The following is a 17,734-nucleotide window of genomic DNA, read 5'->3' as shown; positions in this document are numbered from 1 at the left end:
GGCATCAATCTTTTGGAAATATTTAGAGATTCCCGTTATTTCAAATTTCTGGATTCCCGCTTGCGTGGGAATGACGCGGTAAAGGTAGTTGTTTTAATCAAACGATTGCTGCTTATTGTTTGGATTTTCAGACGGCCTGTTGATTCCTTAAAGGCTGTCTAAAAACGCCAAGTTTACCTATCCAACCCTTCCTGCACCATCTGCGCCGCCCGAACCACTGCTCGGGCTTTGTTTTGCGTTTCCTGCCATTCTGATTCAGGATTGGAGTCGGCAACTACGCCTGCGCCGCTTTGGACGAAGAGGGTATTATTTTTAATCACGGCGGTGCGGATGGCGATCGCCAAGTCCATGTCGTTGTTGAAGCTCCATACGCCGACGGCGCCGCCGTAGATGCCGCGTTTGCTCGGTTCGACTTCTTCGATGATTTCCATGGCGCGGACTTTGGGTGCGCCGGAGAGTGTGCCGGCGGGGAACGTGGCGGCGAGGATGTCCATGTTGGTGATGCCCTCTTTCAGACGGCCTTCGACGTTGGAAACGATGTGCATCACATGGGAGTATTTTTCAATCACCATTTTGTCGGTTACTTTGACTTCGCCTGTTTTGCTGATGCGGCCGACGTCGTTGCGTCCTAAGTCAATCAACATGACGTGTTCGGCGATTTCTTTGGCATCGCTTAACAAATCTTGTTCGTTGGCAAGGTCTTCGGCGGGGGTTTTGCCGCGCAGGCGCGTACCGGCGATAGGGCGGACGATGACGTCGTCGCGTTCGCGGCGGACGAGGATTTCAGGCGAGGAACCGACGATGTGGAAATCGCCGAAATCGTAGTAGAAGAGATAAGGTGAAGGGTTGAGCGTTCGCAAGGCGCGGTAGAGGGCGAGTGGGCTGTCGGTGAATTCCATACTCATGCGCTGGCTGGGGACGACCTGCATGCAGTCGCCTGCGAAGATGTAGTCTTTGATTTTGTTGACGCAGGCTTTGAACGGTTCTTCGCCGAACTCGCTGACGGCTTCGGTGTGTTTGCTGCCGAGCGAGAGCGGGATAGCGCAGCTTTGGCGCAACTGGGTACGGATGTCTTCAAGGCGTTCGCGGGCGCGTTCGTAGCCATCTGGCTGCGAAGGATCGGCATAAACGATAAGGTGGATTTTTCCGCTCAAATTGTCGATAACCGCCAACTCTTGCGACAGCATCAACAAAATATCGGGCGTGCCGAGCGGGTCGGCTTTGGCGGTGTTTTTCAGGCGGTGGGCGAAGTGTTCGAAATTGTAGATGGTTTCGTAACCGAAGTAGCCGACCAAGCCGCCGGTAAAGCGCGGCAGGCTTGGGATTTCGGGCGTTTTGAAACGGTTGTGGAAGGCTTCGATAAAGGGCAGGGGGTTGCCGTCGTGTTGCTCGACAATTTCGCCGTTTTGATAAACATCGACGTGTTTGCCGCTGGCTTTGAGATAGTGGCTGCAAGGCAGGCCGATAAAGGAATAGCGGCCGAAACGTTCGCCGCCGACAACGGATTCGAGCAGGTAGGTATAGGGGCGGTTGGCAAGTTTGAGATAGAGGGAAAGCGGCGTATCCAAGTCGGCAAGGAGTTCTTGCACGAGCGGGATGCGGTTGTAGCCTTGGGCGGCTTGGGCTTGGTATTCTTGTTTGCTGATCATTTCTGCTTTCCCAAAAGGCGGTTTCAGACGGCATGATAAGGGGTGCGAGTATAGCATTTTATCGGAATTGTTGACAGTCTGACCGGAGATGCCGTCTGAAAAAGACGGGCTTACGGCTTTGTTTTGCGCTGCCGGTATTGTTTCCATTTAAACAGATAACCTGCGGTTACGGGAATCAAGGCTAAGATGGTTTTGAACGTCCATGATGCATACCAAGGTAAAGAACCGGGTGCGACCGATTGATTCAGATACGGCCACCAACAGGCAGTCAGGCAGCCGAGCAGCAGCGGCCAGATATGCCGGCTGAGGTTTTTCTGCCAAAGGAGGAATGATGCGGCAGACCAAAGCAGGGTAAGGGCAGTGATTTTTAACACGGTATAAGCATCCGCTCCAAACAGGGCGGCGAGAAAATACGTACCGGCAATCCAGAGGACGGCAAGTATCAGGACGATGATTTCTTCAGGTCGTTTGAACATTTTTTTCTTCCTATTTGATTTCAGACGGCATTGCCGTTCTGTTTGGTTTCCAGCAGCTCCCAGCGTTCCAGCTTTTCCAAAAGCAGTGTTTCGATTTCTTCGGCGCGGTTTTGCAATGCACCTGCTTTTTCGTAATCTTTGAAAATTTCAGGATCGGAAAGTTGGGTATTGATTTCAGCCTGTTCGGCTTCCAAAGCGGCGATTTCGTCGGGCAGGGCATCGAGTTCGCGCTGCTCTTTGTAGGACAGTTTGACCGTGCGGTTGGCTTTGGGTTTTTCTTTCACCGGTTCGGCATCGGCTGTTTTGGGTGCGGATGCCGTCTGAATTTTCTCTTCGCGTGATTTTGCGTCGATGTAGTCCTGATAGCCGCCGATATATTCTTTTAACCTTCCATTTCCTTCAAAAATAATGCTTTGGGTAATCACGTTATCGAGGAACATACGGTCGTGCGAGACGAGGAAGACTGTGCCTTGATAATCGCGCAACAGGTCTTCGAGCAGCTCTTGGGTGTCGATATCCAAGTCGTTGGTCGGCTCATCCAAGACCAGGATATTGGCAGGACGGGTAAAGAGTTTTGCCAGCAAAAGGCGGTTGCGTTCGCCGCCGGAGAGCGATGAAACGGGACTTTGTGCGCGGGCTGGATGGAACAGGAAATCTTCCAAATAGCTCATCACATGCTTTTTCTTGCCGCTGACTTCAACGTAATCGTTTCCCTGTCCGAGCGTGTAAAACACGGTGTCGTTTTCATTCAACGCGCTGCGGAACTGGTCGAAATAGGCAACTTCCTGCTTGCTGCCGATACGGATTCTGCCGTAGGTCGGCTGCAATTCGCCCAAAATCAGCTTAAGGAAGGTGGTTTTGCCGATACCGTTTGGGCCGATTAAGCCGATTTTGTCGCCGCGCTGCAAAATGGTGGAAAATTTGTCCATGATAACTTTATCGCCATAGGCAAACGAGGCGTGTTCCAGTTCGGCGATGATTTTGCCGCTTTTTTCGCCGCTGTCGAGCTTGAAGTTGACTTGTCCCTGTACGTTGCGGCGTTCTGCACGCTGGCGGCGCAGCTCTTCCAAACGGCGCACGCGGCCTTCGTTGCGGGTGCGGCGCGCCTCGATGCCTTTGCGTATCCACGCTTCTTCCTGCGCGTGGAATTTGTCAAACAGGCGGTTGTGTTCCGCCTCGACTGCCAACTCTTGCACTTTTTTTTCGCTGTATTTGGAGAACGAACCGGGATAGGAACGCAAAATACCTCGGTCGAGTTCGACGATGCGCGTGGCGATATTGTCCAAAAAACGGCGGTCGTGGGTAATCACAACCAAGCTGCCTTCAAACGCTTTGAGCAGGTTTTCCAACCAAATAATCGCGTCGATGTCCAAATGGTTGGTCGGTTCGTCCAGCAGCAATACATCGGGCTTCTGCACCCAAGCCTGCGCCAAGGCGACACGCTTTTTCTGTCCGCCGGAGAGGTTGCCGATTTTTTCGTTTTCCGGCAAACCGAGTTCGCCCAAAGTCTGCTTCACCGCCGCATCCAGTTTCCAGCCGTCCTTCGCTTCGATTTCGAGTTGCAATTCGTTGAGTTCTTTTAATAAAACGCCGTCTGAATTGTGTTCCAAATCATGGCTGACGTGATGATAACGGCGCAATAAATCGCGGATTTCGCCCAAACCTTCGGCAACGGTATCAAATACGGTGGCTTCTTTGTCGAAAAACGATTCCTGAGGCACATAAACGATTTTGAGGTTGTTTTGAACAATAATCTGTCCGTCGTCGAGCTTTTGCACGCCGGCGAGGATTTTTAAAAACGAAGACTTACCCGCACCGTTGCGGCCGATTAAGCCGACTTTTTCGCCGCTGTCGAGTTGGAAGGAAGTTTTGTCGAGCAGGGCGACATGGCCGACGGCAAAGGAAGCGTTTTCTACGGATAATATATTCATGATACAAATTCTCAACAGTTACCGTTTGGATTTCACCGCAAGTTTGGCGCGGGCAATTTCGATGATGCCGGGCAGGACGGAAACAATAATGATACCGCCCATCACCAAGCCCAGATTGTTTTTTACGACGGGGAAGTTGGCAAAGAAATAGCCTGCATAAGAAAACAGGATGACCCACAACAAGCCGCCGATGATGTTATAGCGGATAAATTTTGCATAGTGCATTTTCCCCATACCGGCAACAAAGGGGGCGAAGGTACGGACGATGGGCACGAAGCGGGCAATGATGATGGTTTTCCCGCCGTGTTTTTCATAAAAGCGGTGGGTTTTGTCGAGATATTCGCGTCGGAAGATTTTAGAATCGGGGTTGGCGAACAGCCTGCCGCCGAAATACTTGCCGACGGTAAAATTGAGGGCGTCGCCGAGTATGGCGGCGGCAAATAGCAGCATAACCATCAGATGAATATCCATACCGCCTAGTGCGGCAATCCCGCCTGCGGCAAATAGCAGCGAATCGCCGGGCAGGAAGGGGGTAACGATCAGGCCGGTTTCGCAGAACACAATAATAAATAAAATGGAGTAAATCCAAATGCCGTATTGCGCCGACAGCGCAAGCAGGTGTTGGTCGATATGGAGGATGAAGTCGATGGCAGATGCAACCACGGTGCATTTCCTAAAAAAATAGACCGTGTATTTTAACCGATTGGAAAAATGCCGTCTGAAAAGTTTCAGACGGCATCGGTTTTATTTTTTCTTTGCAAGGCAAAAGGCGGTCAGTCCCGCGCAGCGGTTGCTTTTTTGTATGCGGATTTCGAGGCGGCATATTGAAGCCAGTATGCGGTTGATGACGGGATGATGCCGCATCAGTTGGGATTTGGGATTTTGTCCGGATCTCAACCGTCCGAGCAGGCGGACGGTTGCGGCAAGGAGGAATACTGCGCCAAAATAATAGTTCCCCCCGAGGACGGCCAGCCCGGTGCTGCGGATTAAGTTCTCGAGCTGTATCAGGCTGTAGCGGCGGTAATGCCCCAAAAATTCGTCGTGCCCGCTCCACAGGGACTGGAAGGCGGGTACGGAAATGAGGAATTCCGTGCCGGAAGGGACTTTTGCGATATAGTCCTCTAGCATTGCCTTGTCGTCTTCGACGTGTTCCAAAACATCCATCATCAGCACCAGGTCGGCATCGCTCATGCCGATGGTGCGGCGGAAATGAATCGGTTTGCCGCAATATGACTCATCTTTTTCACCCGTGTAGGCGGTGTCGATGCACAATGCTTCGCGTATATCAGAATTTTCCAGCAGGAAGTGTGAAAAAAAGGCGGAGCCTGCGCCGACATCCAGCACTTTGCGGAAGGTTCTGCCTTTTAAAAGATTGGCAACGGCAAGTGCTTTGGATGCGTAATACCAATGGCTGTTGATGCTGTCGCCCAAAATACCGCTTTCTTTTACATCCATTTTATTATCCTTTCTTTCGTTTTTTTAAAATATATCGGGGACGCTGTTTGGTTTCGATATAGATACGCCCGATATATTCGCCGAGTATGCCGATACCGATGAGCTGGATTCCGCCGAGAAACAGGATGCAGACCAAAAGCGACGGGTAACCGGGAATATCTTTTCCATAGACGAGCGTTCGGAGAATAATCAATGAGCCGCATAAAAATGCGGTAAATGCAAACAAAAAGCCGATATACGTCCATATCTTCAGCGGGACGGTCGAAAATCCGGTAATGCCGTCCCAAGCGAGATTCCAAAGTTTCAAGGCATTGAATTTGGTATGGCCGATGATGCGTTTCGGACGGGTGTATTCGATAACTTCCCCTCTGTCCGGCCAGGAAAGTAATCCTTTCATAAAGAGGTTTCGTTCGGGCATTTTGATAACGGTGTCGATGATGTCGCGTGAAATTAGTCGGAAATCGCCGACATTTTCTTCAATTCTGACGGGGCTGATTTTATTGTAAAGTTTATAGAAGAAGGACGCGCTCCATCTTTTGAGCGGATGGTCTTGCGCCCGCCCGATGCGTTTTGCCAATACGGTTTTTGCGCCGGCACGCCATTTTTCGAGCATAGTCGGAATCAGTTCTATGGGGTCTTGAAGGTCAACGTCAATCGGAATGGCGGCATTGCCCGATGCGTGTTCCAAGCCGGCGAAAAGGGCGTTTTCCTTGCCGAAATTGCGTGTAAAGTGCAGCGGTTTGACCAAGGGGTCTGCAAGGGCGAGGTTTTCCAAAACGGTTTCCGTATTGTCCGTGCTCCCGTCGTTGCAGAAGACGATTTCGACTTCGTATTTTTGAAGCCCCCTGCTTTCCCTGACGGCACGGTAGAAAATCGGAATGGCGGCTTCTTCATTCCACACCGGGACGATAAGCGATATTTTCATGGTTTTCCTTTTGTTTGGGCAAAAACAAGGTAACTCGAGCACAGGTAGCCATATATCAGACTGATGGCGGAAAATCCGACGGCGGCGACCTGCGGCGGCATAGCAAGGGCATCCGATGCCAAACCGCTTGCCGATGCCGCAAAACCCATCAGCAGTACGAAACAGGCATAGCGTTTGAAGGAAGCTTTTGTACCGAACGTCCATCTTGCATTTGCGGCAAAACCGAATGCTGAGGCTGCGGCAAAGGCTATGAGGTTTGCGGCGGCGGCGGGATATTGCCGGCTTGACAGCACGGTAAAAACGGCAATATGGATTAGGGTGTTGATGATACCAACCGTGCCGTAGCGCGCGAACCGTTTGAGCCGCATATCAATGCCGTCTGAAAAGCGACCATTCCCCTATGGTCTTGATATGGGAAACACGGGAGCAGGAGGGATTGGTGGCAAGCAGTTTTTCCAATGTGTCCGACGTATGGTTGGCGGTCAGGATAAGCAGGTAGTCATAGCGGCGGCAGTCTGTTTTCCGAGTCAGGTTATATTCGGACAAAAACCTGACTTGACTGTACCCGTCATACATTTCTTTCATTTTCATGCGGACGGGCATAGCGTGCGCCGAGGCAAAGCTGTAATCCGCCCACCCCTGCCTTTCGGCCTGATACCATTGTGCGATATGGAAGAACTCGCCGCCCGAAGTCAGGCTGCCTCCGCTGATGGACAAGGGGTCGTTGACAGTCAGGACTTTTTTGCCGTTTTCCATCATTTGGGAAATTTTTATAAAATCAGCCAACTTCTGCGAGCGGTCAAAAAGGATGTTGTTAAGGTAGGCTTTGCCTGTCAGCGCGGCGATGCACAAGGCGGACAACAGGCAGGCTGCTTCCGATATTTTTGCTGCAATCCTGCCCGGCGTTTCCGGTTTCTTTTCCCAAATCAGATAATAAAAAATAGGGACGAACAGGGCGAAGCGTTCGTAAAGGAAGCTGGTTTGAAAGGTAAAATGAGGCATCAGGAAATAAACCGCAAGACAAGCAAGCAGCAGGACGTACCGGCTTTTTTCCCGAGTGGGGCGGCAGTTTGCCGCTATGGGGGCGGCAAATAGGAAGAGGCAGGCAATGTCGTAGTAGAACAGGACCAACATATTCCAAGGCAGGTAGGCAATTTCCAGTATTTTGTCCCAAAAGGAATGTTGGATAAAGTTGTCTTCAAATGCCTTATAGGGGACGGGGTTGGGTTTTGCGGTATAACGTGCCAAAAGGGCGGCGAAAAAAAGATAGGCGGCTGTCAGGGAAAAACGCTGTTTCCAAGGGATTTCTTTAATTCTGAAAAGAAAGTATCCGTATGAAAGCAAGCAGAAAAACGAAAAGGTCAGAATATGGGAGAAGTACGACCATATCCCCAATGCGGAAACGGCGGCAAGCATCTTTGCTGAGGGGTTTTCAATCCAACGCTTGTTGGTAATGAAAAACAGTATGCCGATGGGAATGCCCATAATGTAGCCGACAAAGCCCCATTGAAAGGCAAATCCGAAAAAACAGGTCAGCGCGACCCAGTCGGTCATCCTTTCCGCCCCCATTTCCTTTCTCATTTTGACTGCCGTATAAATGAAAAATAAAAATTCGAGGGAGACCAAAGCCTTAGAAGAAGCATTAATGCCCATAAACTGATACAGCGCCAACCATAGGGCATAAACGGTCAGATAAGGCGTATCCCAATTTATTTGCAGCATATCCGCCCACGGGCTGCGGTGTTTGAGCAAATCATCCAAGGCGGCAACCTGCGCGGCGTGCTGCGGCAGGTCGTTCATCGGCAGGTATTTCGGATAAAACAGGAAACATACCGTTGCAAGGACGGTAAGGAAAAACAGCCTGTTTTGTATTTTGTCAGACAAAGGTAGTGCGATGTTCATTAAAATTTTCTTGGTTGTTTCACTCCTACCCGTCAGGATATTAGTATGTTTGAAAGGTAAGCCTTTCTAAATTGGGACGCACATATAGGATCGAACCGTATGTGTGTCCCGTCGGTATGGTAGTTGGCTTTTACATAACAAAACAATTGTTACGGTTGACATAATAAAGAAATCGGGGGGGGGGTAGATTTGCAGACTATATTTAACCTATTCTTACTAATTATTATATATTTTAACAATTTAGAGGCGTTCAGATAAAAAATGCCGTCTGAAACACGGAAATCAGGTTTCAGACGGCATTTTGCCTTGAAAAGGCTGTTCAAATCAGCGGTGGTAGTTCGGTGCTTCTTTGGTAATTTGAACGTCGTGAACGTGCGATTCGCTCATACCTGCGGAAGTGATTTCCACAAATTCGGCTTTTTCGTGCATTTCGGCAATATTGGCGCAACCCAAATAACCCATACTGGAACGCAAACCGCCGGTCAGTTGGTGGATGATGTTCACAATCGGACCTTTGTAAGGAACGCGGCCTTCGATGCCTTCAGGGACGTATTTGTCGGTGCTGTCGGTTTTGTCTTGGAAGTAGCGGTCGGCAGAACCTTGGCTCATCGCGCCCAAGGAACCCATACCGCGATAGGATTTGTACGAGCGGCCTTGGTAGAGTTCGATTTCGCCCGGTGCTTCTTCCGTGCCGGCAAACATACCGCCGAGCATGACGCTGTACGCGCCTGCGGCGAGGGCTTTGGCGATGTCGCCGGAGAAGCGGATGCCGCCGTCGGCAATCAGCGGAACGCCCGTGCCTTTGAGGGCTTCGGCAACGTTGTGAATGGCGGTCAGTTGCGGCACGCCCACGCCTGCCACGATACGGGTGGTGCAAATCGAGCCTGGGCCGATACCGACTTTGACGGCATCCGCACCGGCGGCGACCAAATCCAATGCGGCTTTGGCAGTGGCGATGTTGCCGCCGATGACTTGGATGTGCGGATAGGTTTCTTTGACCCAGCGTACGCGGTCGATCACGCCTTGGCTGTGTCCGTGTGCGGTATCGACGACAATTACGTCCGCGCCTGCTTCGACCAAGGCTTTGACGCGTTCTTCGGTATCGCCGCCGGTGCCGACTGCCGCACCGACGCGCAGACGGCCTTCGGAATCTTTGTTGGCATTGGGAAATTCGGTGGTTTTTAAAATATCTTTGACGGTAATCAGACCTTTGAGTTCGTCTTTTTCGTTCAGAACCAAAACGCGTTCGACTTTGTGCGTGTGCATCAGTTCGCGCGCTTCGTCTATGCTTGTGCCTTCGGGGACGGTAACCAAGCGTTCGCGCGGGGTCATAATGGCGGAAACGGGCAAATCGACTCGGTTTTCAAAACGCAGGTCGCGGTTGGTTACGATGCCGACGACTTTGCCGTTTTCAACGACGGGCAGGCCGGACATTTTGCGTTTGCGCTGCGCGCGCATTTCCAAGACTTCGCGGATGAGCGTCGTCGGCGCAACGGTTACGGGGTCTTTGACCACACCGCTTTCGTGGCGTTTCACTTTGGAAACGGCGCGCGCCTGCATCTCCGTCGGCATGTTTTTATGGATGATGCCGATGCCGCCTTCCTGTGCCATCGAAATGGCGAGACGCGCCTCGGTAACGGTGTCCATCGCGGCGGAAAGCAGGGGGAGGTTGAGCGTGATTTCGCGGGTGAGCTTAGTTTGAAGTTTAACGTCTCGCGGCAGCACGGTTGAGTGTGCGGGAACCAACAAAACATCGTCGAAAGTATAGGCTTTTTCTACGATACGCATAATGCTCGGTCTTTCAGTTTGTGCAAGATGCACGGCATTATAGCACGTTACCGGCGGCTTGACAGTTTATCAGGTTTAATTTTGGTCCCCTTTGAATAGCCCGGTTTTCCTTTGCCGACCACTGTTGCTCCCGTTCTTTCAATTTCAGGAAAAGCTTTTTTCTAATTTTTGGTAAGTGGCTCAGTTATTGAAGCCCTATATCGGGCGGTAACTTCCAGTACAAAAAAACGGAGTAGTTCTTTATTTATTTTTTCCTTTAATTTTCAGTATATTATCTTAATGTTTCGAGGGTAACATATCTGCTAATCTAGTTACAGCCCCATATATTATAGATTCAATTGACAAATAACAGATTCAACTGTACCTTTCTTATACCTGATTTCTTTAAAGTTTTTCCCATTGTCAAAACTATAAAAAAGTCTCTCTTCCTCACCAGAATATCCCATTTCTAATACTAAACAATCTATTTCACAATTACCCCCTCCACTCATATATGTAGTATCAATAGAAAATATATTGCATAATTCCAGAGAATTATATTTATCTATATCAAATAGTTGCTCTCCAAAATCTAAACCATTGTTTCCACCTGCATAATACTTCTCTTCAAAGGATGACTTCAAACTATTAAAAACTGTATTTAGCGTAAAATATCCATATGGGCATATCTTAGGATATATATTCTCTCCTATTATTATCTGAATTTTTCCATAAATAAAACCATTACATTCAGAGTTTTCTTCCCATAAAATCCCAAATTTTCTTGTTGAGTCCATAATAATATTCATATAAATCCTTATATTAATAAATTATTTACAATATCCCCCGCTTTCAGACGGCATACGGAGTGGCGGCGGAATGCCGTCTGAAGGCGGGCGTTATGATAATTGTTCCAGCAGCGTCTGCTTCAATGAGGACTGGATTTTTGGGTTTTTCAGGTCTAGGCTAAAAACGGTAAAACTGTCTTCGGCGCGTTCATCCAACGTGGAGATTTTGGCATAGCGCAGGCTGACGTTGTGGGCGAAAAAGACTTCCGCCATATCGGCGAGCAGGAAGGGGCGGTTGACAGCGGTGATTTCGACGGAGTACCAGTCGGGGTAGTCTTCTTCGGGGGTGATGGTGATGCTTGGCGCGATCGGCATGTAGCGGCTGCGGCGGCTGATGCGGCGGCTGCAGTTTTGGGTTTCGGCAACGGTGTGTCCGTGGATAAAGCTGTTGAGTTCGGCTTCGAGCGCGCTTTGGATGTCGGGGTAGTCTTCGGGAGCGTGCTGCGAGGGAATTTGCACGATGAAGGTGTCGAGGATGTAGTCGTGTTCGGTGATAAAAGCGCGGGCGGCGAGAATGTTGAAGCCGTGGCGGCTGAAGATACGGCAGAGACGGGCAAACAGGCGCGGGCCGTTGGGCATAAAGACCATCACTTGAAAGCTGTCGCTTTGGGGCAGGATGCGGCTGCGGACGATGGGGGTTTCAAAATCGTGTACGAGGTTGGCGGCGTGCCACAGGATTTCGCGGGACTGGTGGCGGGCGAAATAGGCGGAACCGAGCGCGTTCCATAGTTTTTTCTGCTGTTTTTCGGGGACGGCGGCGCGGGTGAGCAATTCGGCGGCTTCCTGCCGGCGGCGGCCGAAGAGGGCGTGCGGGTTGCCGCCGTTGCCTGCGAGGCAGCGTCCGGCGGCGTGGAACAGGCTTTCCAGCAGGCTGGCGCGCCAAGCGTTCCACAGTTTGGGATTGGTGCCGCGTATGTCGGAAATGGTCAGGAGGTAGAGTGCGCTGAGGCGTTCGTGGGTTTGTACGCGTTTGCAGAAGGCATCGAGTACGTCGGGGTCTTGGATGTCTTCTTTTTGGGCGACGGCAGACATCAGCAGGTGGTTTTCGACCAGCCAGGCGAGCAGGTCGCTTTCTTCTCCGGTCAGGAAGTGGTCGGCGGCAAATTGGCGTGCGTCTGTGATGCCTTGTATGGCGTGGTCGCCGCCGCGTCCTTTGGCGATGTCGTGGAAGAAGGCGGCGAGATAGAGGATGTCTTGTTTTTCAAAGGACTGCATCAGCGCAAAGGCGTAGGGCAGCTCGTGGCTGTGCATATCCAAGGCAAGGCGGCGGACGTTGCGGACGACGGCGAGGATGTGGTCGTCCACAGGATAGATGTGGAACAAGTCGTGTTGGAGCAGTCCGACGATTTTTTCCCACGCGGGCAGGTAGCGTCCCAATACGCCGTAGAGGTTGAGAAAGCGCAGGGTTTGGGTCAGTCCGTTGCCGTTGCGGAAAAAACCGGCGAAGCGGCGGCGGTTTTCGGGATTTTGGTAAAAGCTGCGGTTGATTTTGCGCGTCGCGCCCCACCAGGCGCGCAGGGTTTGCGGTTCGAGCGCGGTAATGTCGTTGCGCTGCTGCATGATTTCGACGATTTTGAAAATGTGTTCGGGCTGCCTCAAAAAAATATCGGTGTGCCGCGCGGCGATTTGGTTGTTGACTTGGATGTAGTCGTCGTCAATCCGCAGGGTAACGCGCATCGGCGCGGAGGAAACGCGGCTTTGCAGCATGGGCGTGAGGATGCCGGCCAGTTGTTTGACGGTTTTGACCGCACGGTAAAACACGCGCATCAGTTCTTCGCTTTGACGGCGGCGGTTTTCATCTTGATAACCCATACTTTCGGCGACTTGCGGCTGCAAATCGAACAGCAGGCGGTCTTCGGCGCGCTTGGCGTTTAAATGCAGACGGATGCGGATGTGGGCGAGGCGGCGGTAGCCGTGCGAAAGCATACCGGCTTCGGCACGCGTCAAAATCCGCTGTTTGAGCAGGTCGGGCAGATTGGCCGCCAAGCCTTGCGCCTTCGCTATCCAAAGCAGGGTGTGGATGTCGCGCAGACCGCCCGGGCAGCTTTTGATGTTCGGTTCCAATACCGCCCCCGAGCCTTGAGATTTGGCGTGGCGGTGTTCCATCTCCACCAGTTTCGCTTCGACAAACGCCGGCACATTGCGCTGCGCGTTCATTTTTTCCGCCAGTTCGTCCGCCGTTTGGCGGTTGCCAAACAAAAACCTAGCCTCTAAAAACGCTGTGTCCCCCGTAATATCATTGCGCACGCTTTCGCACAGTTCGTCAATGCCGCCGCTTTTTACAGACGGCATCAGTTTGCAGTCCCAAAGGGTTTGGACAAACCGGGCAATCTGTTCCTGAATGCCGTCTGAAAGCGGGGCAGGGGAGACAACCGCCAAATCCACATCCGAACAGGGATACAGTTCGCCGCGCCCGAAGCCGCCCACCGCCATCAGGCATAACGCGCTGTTTTGAAAATGTTCTACCCACAATGCCGCCAGTAAGGTTTCGACTGCCGCCGTATATTCCCTGAAAAATATCGACACGCGGTTGGCTTTCAAATAATGCGCTTCGGCGGCATCGCGCTGCCGTTTGAAGGTTTCCAGTGCTGAAGACAGGTTTGCAGGCATTTTTATTCTTTCGATGGGCGGGAAAAAGGGAGGCGGATGGTTCAGCGGTTAAATACCGCTTTCAGACGGCATTTGTCGGATATCGGCGGAATTGGTTATCAGGTTCAACCGTTCCTGCGGCGGCAGCAGCAACTGATACGCCGCCACACCCAAAGCCGCCGCCATTTTTTCGATATTCGACAGGGCGATGTTCCAGCGTTTGCGCTCGACTGCCGACACATAAGTCCTGTCCAAACCGCATTGCCGCGCCAATTCTTCTTGCGACCAGCCCTTGTTCACGCGGAAAAGCCGCATATTGTATGCCAATACCGCCCGCAAATCCTGTTCGTCAGGCAGTTCGGCAGGCAGAGTCAATTTGTTGCCCATCATTTGTTTCCGGATAAATGGTTAAAGTTAAGCATTTGCTGTTACGGATTTTACTTCACATAAAAGCCAAAAAAAAGGGGTGGCGGCAGCCACACCCAAACACACACACATCAAGAGGAAAGAGGTAAAATCAAGACGGATTGGGAAACAGCAAACAAGCAATCTAGATTTCATGTCGGTATTATCAAACTAAAACCGTTATCAAGTATTGATTCAAATCAATTTAGATTTTATTCGCAAACCGCAAAGAAGAACGGCCTATCCGATTGCCCGGATAGGCCGTCTGATGGTGCAGGGGACTGCTGTATTTGGCAGTGGTTTGTGTTTTAGTCCTCTTGCGCCGCTGTTTGCAGGTAGTTCGGCAAACCGATTTTGCCGATCAGTTCCTGCTGGGTTTCAAGCCAGTCGATGTGTTCTTCGTTGGTGTCTTTTTGTTTTTCCAACAAATCACGGCTGACGTAATCCTGTTGCGCTTCTGCTGTAGCGATGGCAGCAAGCAGGGCTTCGTGTTTTTCCTGTTCTTTGGTCAAATCGCAGGCAATGATTTCTTCGGTAGATTCACCAATCAACAGTTTGCCCAGTTCTTGCAGGTTCGGCAGGCCTTCGAGGAACAGAATGCGCTCGATCAAATCGTCGGCAGCTTTCATTTCAACGATGGACTGTTTGAAGAAATGTTCGCCCAGTTCTTCAAAGCCCCAGTTTTTCAAAATACGGGCGTGAAGGAAATATTGGTTGATGGTTATCAGCAGCAAGCCTAAGTTTTTGTTCAGCTCGCGGATAACCAAACGGTCGCCTTTCATACGGACTCCTTTTATTCCGAATACGGATTACAGTTGGCTTTGGTAGTAGTTGCCTTCGCCAATCAACTCGATCAGGCGAAGCTGCTGTTCCAGCCAGTGTGCGTGGTCTTCTTCGGTATCTTTCAGTTGGGCAACCATCAGGTCGCGCGTAACATAGTCTTGAGCCTCTTCGCACAGTTTGATGCCTTTTTTCAACGCATCACGTACTTCATATTCGGTTTGCAGGTCGGCTTTGAGGCAGGAAACCACGTCCGTGCCGATATTCAGTTCGGCGCGCGCCATTTTCGGCGTGCCGCCCAGCATCAGGATGCGGCGGATGAAGTCTTCGGCGTGTGTGGTTTCTTCTTCCATCTCGTGATTGAGACGTTCAAAAAGTTTGCTGTAGCCCCATTCGGAGTAGAGGCGGGAGTGGATGAAGTATTGGTCGCGTGCTGCCAGCTCACCGGACAGCAATTCGTTCATGTAATCTAAAACTGCTTGATTGCCTTGCATAATATCTCTCTTTCCGTAACTTGGTTTTCGGTATGTCTGAACAGCATTTGTATCGCTATTCGGGATGCGTGCATTGTATGCAAAAGTTTTTGATATGACAAATTTTCTATTTAAAATACAAACAATTATCAAAAGAGATAGGGTGGATTTGCTGATACTTTCCAAATCAATGCTCTGTTTCTTATCGGTTTTTTTTGCTGCTAAAACTAAGAATCCATCTCATCAATAAAGAACATTTACACTTATTAACCATAGTAAAAAACAAATAGAGCATGGTTTTTTATCAAAATTTATAATGAATCGTTCTCATTAACTGACAGATTCTTTTGAGATTATCGGATTTTGGGAATAAATTATGCCGTCTGAAGGGCTTTCAGACGGCATAGGCGGCTAACGCGGGTGCGGCTTGCGCCAAACGGCGCGGCAGGCGCAGGAAATTATTTTTTACTTCGGAACGGTGTTTTTGGTTTAATGATGCCCGCAACCGCCGTGGTTTTCGCGTAAGGCTTCCGCCGCCTGTTCGTCGGCATGATAACTTGAACGTACCATCGCACCGATGGCGGCATTGGTAAAGCCCAGTTCGTATGCTTCTTTTTCAAATATTTTGAATTGTTCGGGCGTAACGTAGCGCAAGACAGGCAAGTGGCCGTCTGAAGGCTGGAGGTACTGTCCGATGGTAATCATCTCGATATTGTGCGCCCGCATATCGCGCATAATTTCACGCACGTCTTCGTCTGTTTCGCCCAAGCCGACCATGATGCCGGATTTGGTCGGGATATGCGGCATCATTTCTTTATAACGTTTTAATAAGTCTAAAGAATGTTGATAATTGGCACCGGGACGGGCTTTCTTGTACAGGCTCGGATGGGTTTCCAAGTTGTGGTTCATTACGTCGGGCGGGGTTTCGGCAAGGATTTTGAGTGCGATGTCCAAGCGGCCTCGGAAGTCGGGAACGAGGATTTCGATTTTGGTATTCGGGCTGGTTTCGCGGATGGCTTTGATGCAGTCGGCGAAATGCTGTGCGCCGCCGTCGCGCAGGTCGTCGCGGTCAACCGAGGTGATGACGACGTAACGCAGGTTCATGGCTTTGACGGATTCGGCGAGGTTTTTCGGTTCGTCGGGGTCGAGCATATTCGGACGGCCGTGTCCCACGTCGCAGAACGGGCAGCGGCGCGTGCAGATGTCGCCCATAATCATGAAGGTCGCCGTGCCTTTGCTGAAGCATTCGCCGATGTTGGGGCAGGAGGCTTCCTCGCAAACGGTGTGCATTTTTTGTTCGCGCAAAATGTCTTTGATTTCAAAGAATTTGCGCGATGGGAGTTTGGCGCGTATCCATTCGGGCTTTTTTAATTTTTCCTGAAGGGGGACGACTTTGATGGGGATGCGGGCGGTTTTGTCCGCGCCTCTGAGTTTGATGCCGCGTTTGGGGTCGTCGGTTTTGATTTCACTCATTGTTGTCTGCTTTCGGTGTGAGTTGTGTTTTAAGATGTGTGGTCAGCTTGGCGGCGACTTCGTCCAGCGTGGGGCAGGGGTGGACGAGGTCGGCAATTTGTGTCATTTCCATACCGGCATAACCGCAGGGGTTGATATGGGTAAACGGCGAGAGGTCCATATTGACGTTGAGCGCAAGGCCGTGATAGACGGAACCTTCTTTGATACGCAGCCCCAGCGAGGCGATTTTGCGTTCTCCGACGTAAACGCCAGGGCGTTTGGGATCTGCAGCCGCTTCGATGCCGTATTCCGCCAATGTGGCGATAATGCTGTTTTCAAGCGCGGAAACGATGTTTCTAACACTGGTTTTGCGCCGTTTGAAATCAATCATCGTATAAACGACCAATTGCCCGGGTCCGTGATAGGTAATCTGTCCGCCCCGGTCAATCTGGATAACGGGAATGTCGTCGCGGATCAGCAGGTGTTCGGGTTTGCCCGCCAATCCTTGTGTGAACACGGGAGGGTGCTCGACAACCCACAGTTCGTCTTCGGTGTCGGCATTCCGTCCGGCATTAAAGGTTTTCATCGCCTCGAAAGTCGGCAGATATTCGACCAAACCTTTATGTATGATTTTCATCTCAAAGTACCACTTTGACCAGTTCGTGCGAAGTCAGCGCGCGGTAGATGTTGTCCAATTGTTCTTGGTTTTCAACCTTTACCTGAACGGTGGCGCCGGTATAGTTGCCTTTGCTGCTCGGACGCGTGGTGATGTGGTGCGCCTGCGTGTCGGGGGCGTGAAGGCGGACGGTGTCCAATACTGCCTGCTCGAACTCGGGATGCACCGCGCCCATTACTTTTAATGAGAAGGTACAGGGAAATTCGATGAGGGATGTTTTGTTTTTTTGTTCGGTCATGATGTGCTGCCTTATCGTGTACGGTATGCCGTCTGAAGGCGGGTTTGCCTTTCAGACGGCATCGGATGTGCGTTATTTTAGCCTAAACCGCGATAACAGGCTATCGGGAAGGCGGAGGCTTTTTTGACGGCGCGGCGGTTCTGCTATACTGGCGCGCAATATTATTTT

General features: G+C 50.9%; 17 protein-coding genes. All 17 read right to left on the bottom strand.

Annotation, left to right across the window (positions count from 1 at the left end; genetic code table 11):
* Window positions 1–173: 173 nt before the first annotated feature.
* On the bottom strand, window positions 174–1,649 hold the full coding sequence (trpE, locus tag ACNAU7_RS01975) for an anthranilate synthase component I (protein WP_416300171.1): 1,476 nt from the start codon (window positions 1,647–1,649) through the stop codon (window positions 174–176).
* A gap of 110 nt (window positions 1,650–1,759) precedes the next feature.
* Window positions 1,760–2,125, bottom strand: coding sequence for a hypothetical protein (locus ACNAU7_RS01970; RefSeq protein ID WP_002213667.1), 366 nt, complete (start codon window positions 2,123–2,125; stop codon window positions 1,760–1,762).
* A 20-nt stretch (window positions 2,126–2,145) separates the two neighbouring features.
* Window positions 2,146–4,056, bottom strand: coding sequence for an ATP-binding cassette domain-containing protein (locus ACNAU7_RS01965; RefSeq protein WP_416300158.1), 1,911 nt, complete (start codon window positions 4,054–4,056; stop codon window positions 2,146–2,148).
* Window positions 4,057–4,074: 18 nt separating this feature from the next.
* Window positions 4,075–4,719, bottom strand: coding sequence for a DedA family protein (locus tag ACNAU7_RS01960; RefSeq protein WP_416300156.1), 645 nt, complete (start codon window positions 4,717–4,719; stop codon window positions 4,075–4,077).
* Between the two features lie 81 nt (window positions 4,720–4,800).
* Entirely contained in the window at window positions 4,801–5,511 is a 711-nt protein-coding gene (locus ACNAU7_RS01955; RefSeq protein ID WP_416300154.1) for a methyltransferase domain-containing protein, read from the bottom strand.
* Between the two features lie 4 nt (window positions 5,512–5,515).
* Entirely contained in the window at window positions 5,516–6,436 is a 921-nt protein-coding gene (locus tag ACNAU7_RS01950) for a glycosyltransferase family 2 protein (protein WP_416300152.1), read from the bottom strand.
* Window positions 6,433–6,804, bottom strand: a complete 372-nt coding sequence (locus ACNAU7_RS01945) for a GtrA family protein (protein ID WP_301668614.1) — start codon at window positions 6,802–6,804, stop codon at window positions 6,433–6,435. The genes ACNAU7_RS01950 and ACNAU7_RS01945 overlap by 4 nt, the downstream gene beginning before the upstream one ends.
* 1 nt (window position 6,805) lies before the next feature.
* Complete coding sequence (locus ACNAU7_RS01940; RefSeq protein ID WP_416300150.1) at window positions 6,806–8,338, bottom strand: hypothetical protein; 1,533 nt, start codon at window positions 8,336–8,338, stop codon at window positions 6,806–6,808.
* A 324-nt stretch (window positions 8,339–8,662) separates the two neighbouring features.
* On the bottom strand, window positions 8,663–10,126 hold the full coding sequence (gene guaB, locus ACNAU7_RS01935) for an IMP dehydrogenase (RefSeq protein WP_416300148.1): 1,464 nt from the start codon (window positions 10,124–10,126) through the stop codon (window positions 8,663–8,665).
* A gap of 326 nt (window positions 10,127–10,452) precedes the next feature.
* Window positions 10,453–10,914, bottom strand: a complete 462-nt coding sequence (locus tag ACNAU7_RS01930) for a hypothetical protein (protein WP_416300146.1) — start codon at window positions 10,912–10,914, stop codon at window positions 10,453–10,455.
* Window positions 10,915–11,004: 90 nt separating this feature from the next.
* Window positions 11,005–13,563, bottom strand: a complete 2,559-nt coding sequence (glnD, locus tag ACNAU7_RS01925) for a [protein-PII] uridylyltransferase (protein WP_416300144.1) — start codon at window positions 13,561–13,563, stop codon at window positions 11,005–11,007.
* Window positions 13,564–13,611: 48 nt separating this feature from the next.
* Window positions 13,612–13,932 carry a helix-turn-helix domain-containing protein gene (locus tag ACNAU7_RS01920; protein WP_416300142.1) on the bottom strand — a complete coding sequence of 107 codons (321 nt, stop codon included), beginning with the start codon at window positions 13,930–13,932 and terminating at the stop codon, window positions 13,612–13,614.
* A gap of 323 nt (window positions 13,933–14,255) precedes the next feature.
* On the bottom strand, window positions 14,256–14,729 hold the full coding sequence (gene bfr, locus ACNAU7_RS01915; RefSeq protein WP_003752420.1) for a bacterioferritin: 474 nt from the start codon (window positions 14,727–14,729) through the stop codon (window positions 14,256–14,258).
* 27 nt (window positions 14,730–14,756) lie between these two features.
* Window positions 14,757–15,221 carry a bacterioferritin gene (gene bfr / locus ACNAU7_RS01910; protein WP_196428025.1) on the bottom strand — a complete coding sequence of 155 codons (465 nt, stop codon included), beginning with the start codon at window positions 15,219–15,221 and terminating at the stop codon, window positions 14,757–14,759.
* A gap of 468 nt (window positions 15,222–15,689) precedes the next feature.
* A complete protein-coding gene (gene lipA, locus ACNAU7_RS01905) occupies window positions 15,690–16,673 on the bottom strand; it encodes a lipoyl synthase (RefSeq protein ID WP_304677790.1) in 984 nt (327 codons plus the stop codon).
* The gene (lipB, locus tag ACNAU7_RS01900; protein WP_196428016.1) at window positions 16,666–17,289 is read right to left on the bottom strand and encodes a lipoyl(octanoyl) transferase LipB; all 624 of its coding nucleotides are present in this window, start codon (window positions 17,287–17,289) and stop codon (window positions 16,666–16,668) included. The genes lipA and lipB overlap by 8 nt, the downstream gene beginning before the upstream one ends.
* A gap of 1 nt (window position 17,290) precedes the next feature.
* A complete protein-coding gene (locus ACNAU7_RS01895) occupies window positions 17,291–17,566 on the bottom strand; it encodes a YbeD family protein (RefSeq protein ID WP_025458457.1) in 276 nt (91 codons plus the stop codon).
* Window positions 17,567–17,734: the final 168 nt, after the last annotated feature.

It is taken from the genome of Neisseria sp. LACPHL-SPEC-2024-00856 (assembly GCF_047915665.1).
Lineage (GTDB): Bacteria > Pseudomonadota > Gammaproteobacteria > Burkholderiales > Neisseriaceae > Neisseria > Neisseria polysaccharea.
Note: the sequence above shows the minus strand (reverse complement) of the source record. Positions and strands in the feature narration are given on the sequence as shown.

Coding starts and splice junctions, on each gene's coding strand:
- trpE (WP_416300171.1), bottom strand. CDS start 1,649: ATGATCAGCAAACAAGAATACCAAGCCCAAGCCGCCCAAGGCTACAAC.
- ACNAU7_RS01970 (WP_002213667.1), bottom strand. CDS start 2,125: ATGTTCAAACGACCTGAAGAAATCATCGTCCTGATACTTGCCGTCCTC.
- ACNAU7_RS01965 (WP_416300158.1), bottom strand. CDS start 4,056: ATGAATATATTATCCGTAGAAAACGCTTCCTTTGCCGTCGGCCATGTC.
- ACNAU7_RS01955 (WP_416300154.1), bottom strand. CDS start 5,511: ATGGATGTAAAAGAAAGCGGTATTTTGGGCGACAGCATCAACAGCCAT.
- ACNAU7_RS01950 (WP_416300152.1), bottom strand. CDS start 6,436: ATGAAAATATCGCTTATCGTCCCGGTGTGGAATGAAGAAGCCGCCATT.
- ACNAU7_RS01945 (WP_301668614.1), bottom strand. CDS start 6,804: ATGCGGCTCAAACGGTTCGCGCGCTACGGCACGGTTGGTATCATCAAC.
- ACNAU7_RS01940 (WP_416300150.1), bottom strand. CDS start 8,338: ATGAACATCGCACTACCTTTGTCTGACAAAATACAAAACAGGCTGTTT.
- guaB (WP_416300148.1), bottom strand. CDS start 10,126: ATGCGTATCGTAGAAAAAGCCTATACTTTCGACGATGTTTTGTTGGTT.
- ACNAU7_RS01930 (WP_416300146.1), bottom strand. CDS start 10,914: ATGAATATTATTATGGACTCAACAAGAAAATTTGGGATTTTATGGGAA.
- glnD (WP_416300144.1), bottom strand. CDS start 13,563: ATGCCTGCAAACCTGTCTTCAGCACTGGAAACCTTCAAACGGCAGCGC.
- ACNAU7_RS01920 (WP_416300142.1), bottom strand. CDS start 13,932: ATGATGGGCAACAAATTGACTCTGCCTGCCGAACTGCCTGACGAACAG.
- bfr (WP_003752420.1), bottom strand. CDS start 14,729: ATGAAAGGCGACCGTTTGGTTATCCGCGAGCTGAACAAAAACTTAGGC.
- bfr (WP_196428025.1), bottom strand. CDS start 15,221: ATGCAAGGCAATCAAGCAGTTTTAGATTACATGAACGAATTGCTGTCC.
- lipA (WP_304677790.1), bottom strand. CDS start 16,673: ATGAGTGAAATCAAAACCGACGACCCCAAACGCGGCATCAAACTCAGA.
- lipB (WP_196428016.1), bottom strand. CDS start 17,289: ATGAAAATCATACATAAAGGTTTGGTCGAATATCTGCCGACTTTCGAG.
- ACNAU7_RS01895 (WP_025458457.1), bottom strand. CDS start 17,566: ATGACCGAACAAAAAAACAAAACATCCCTCATCGAATTTCCCTGTACC.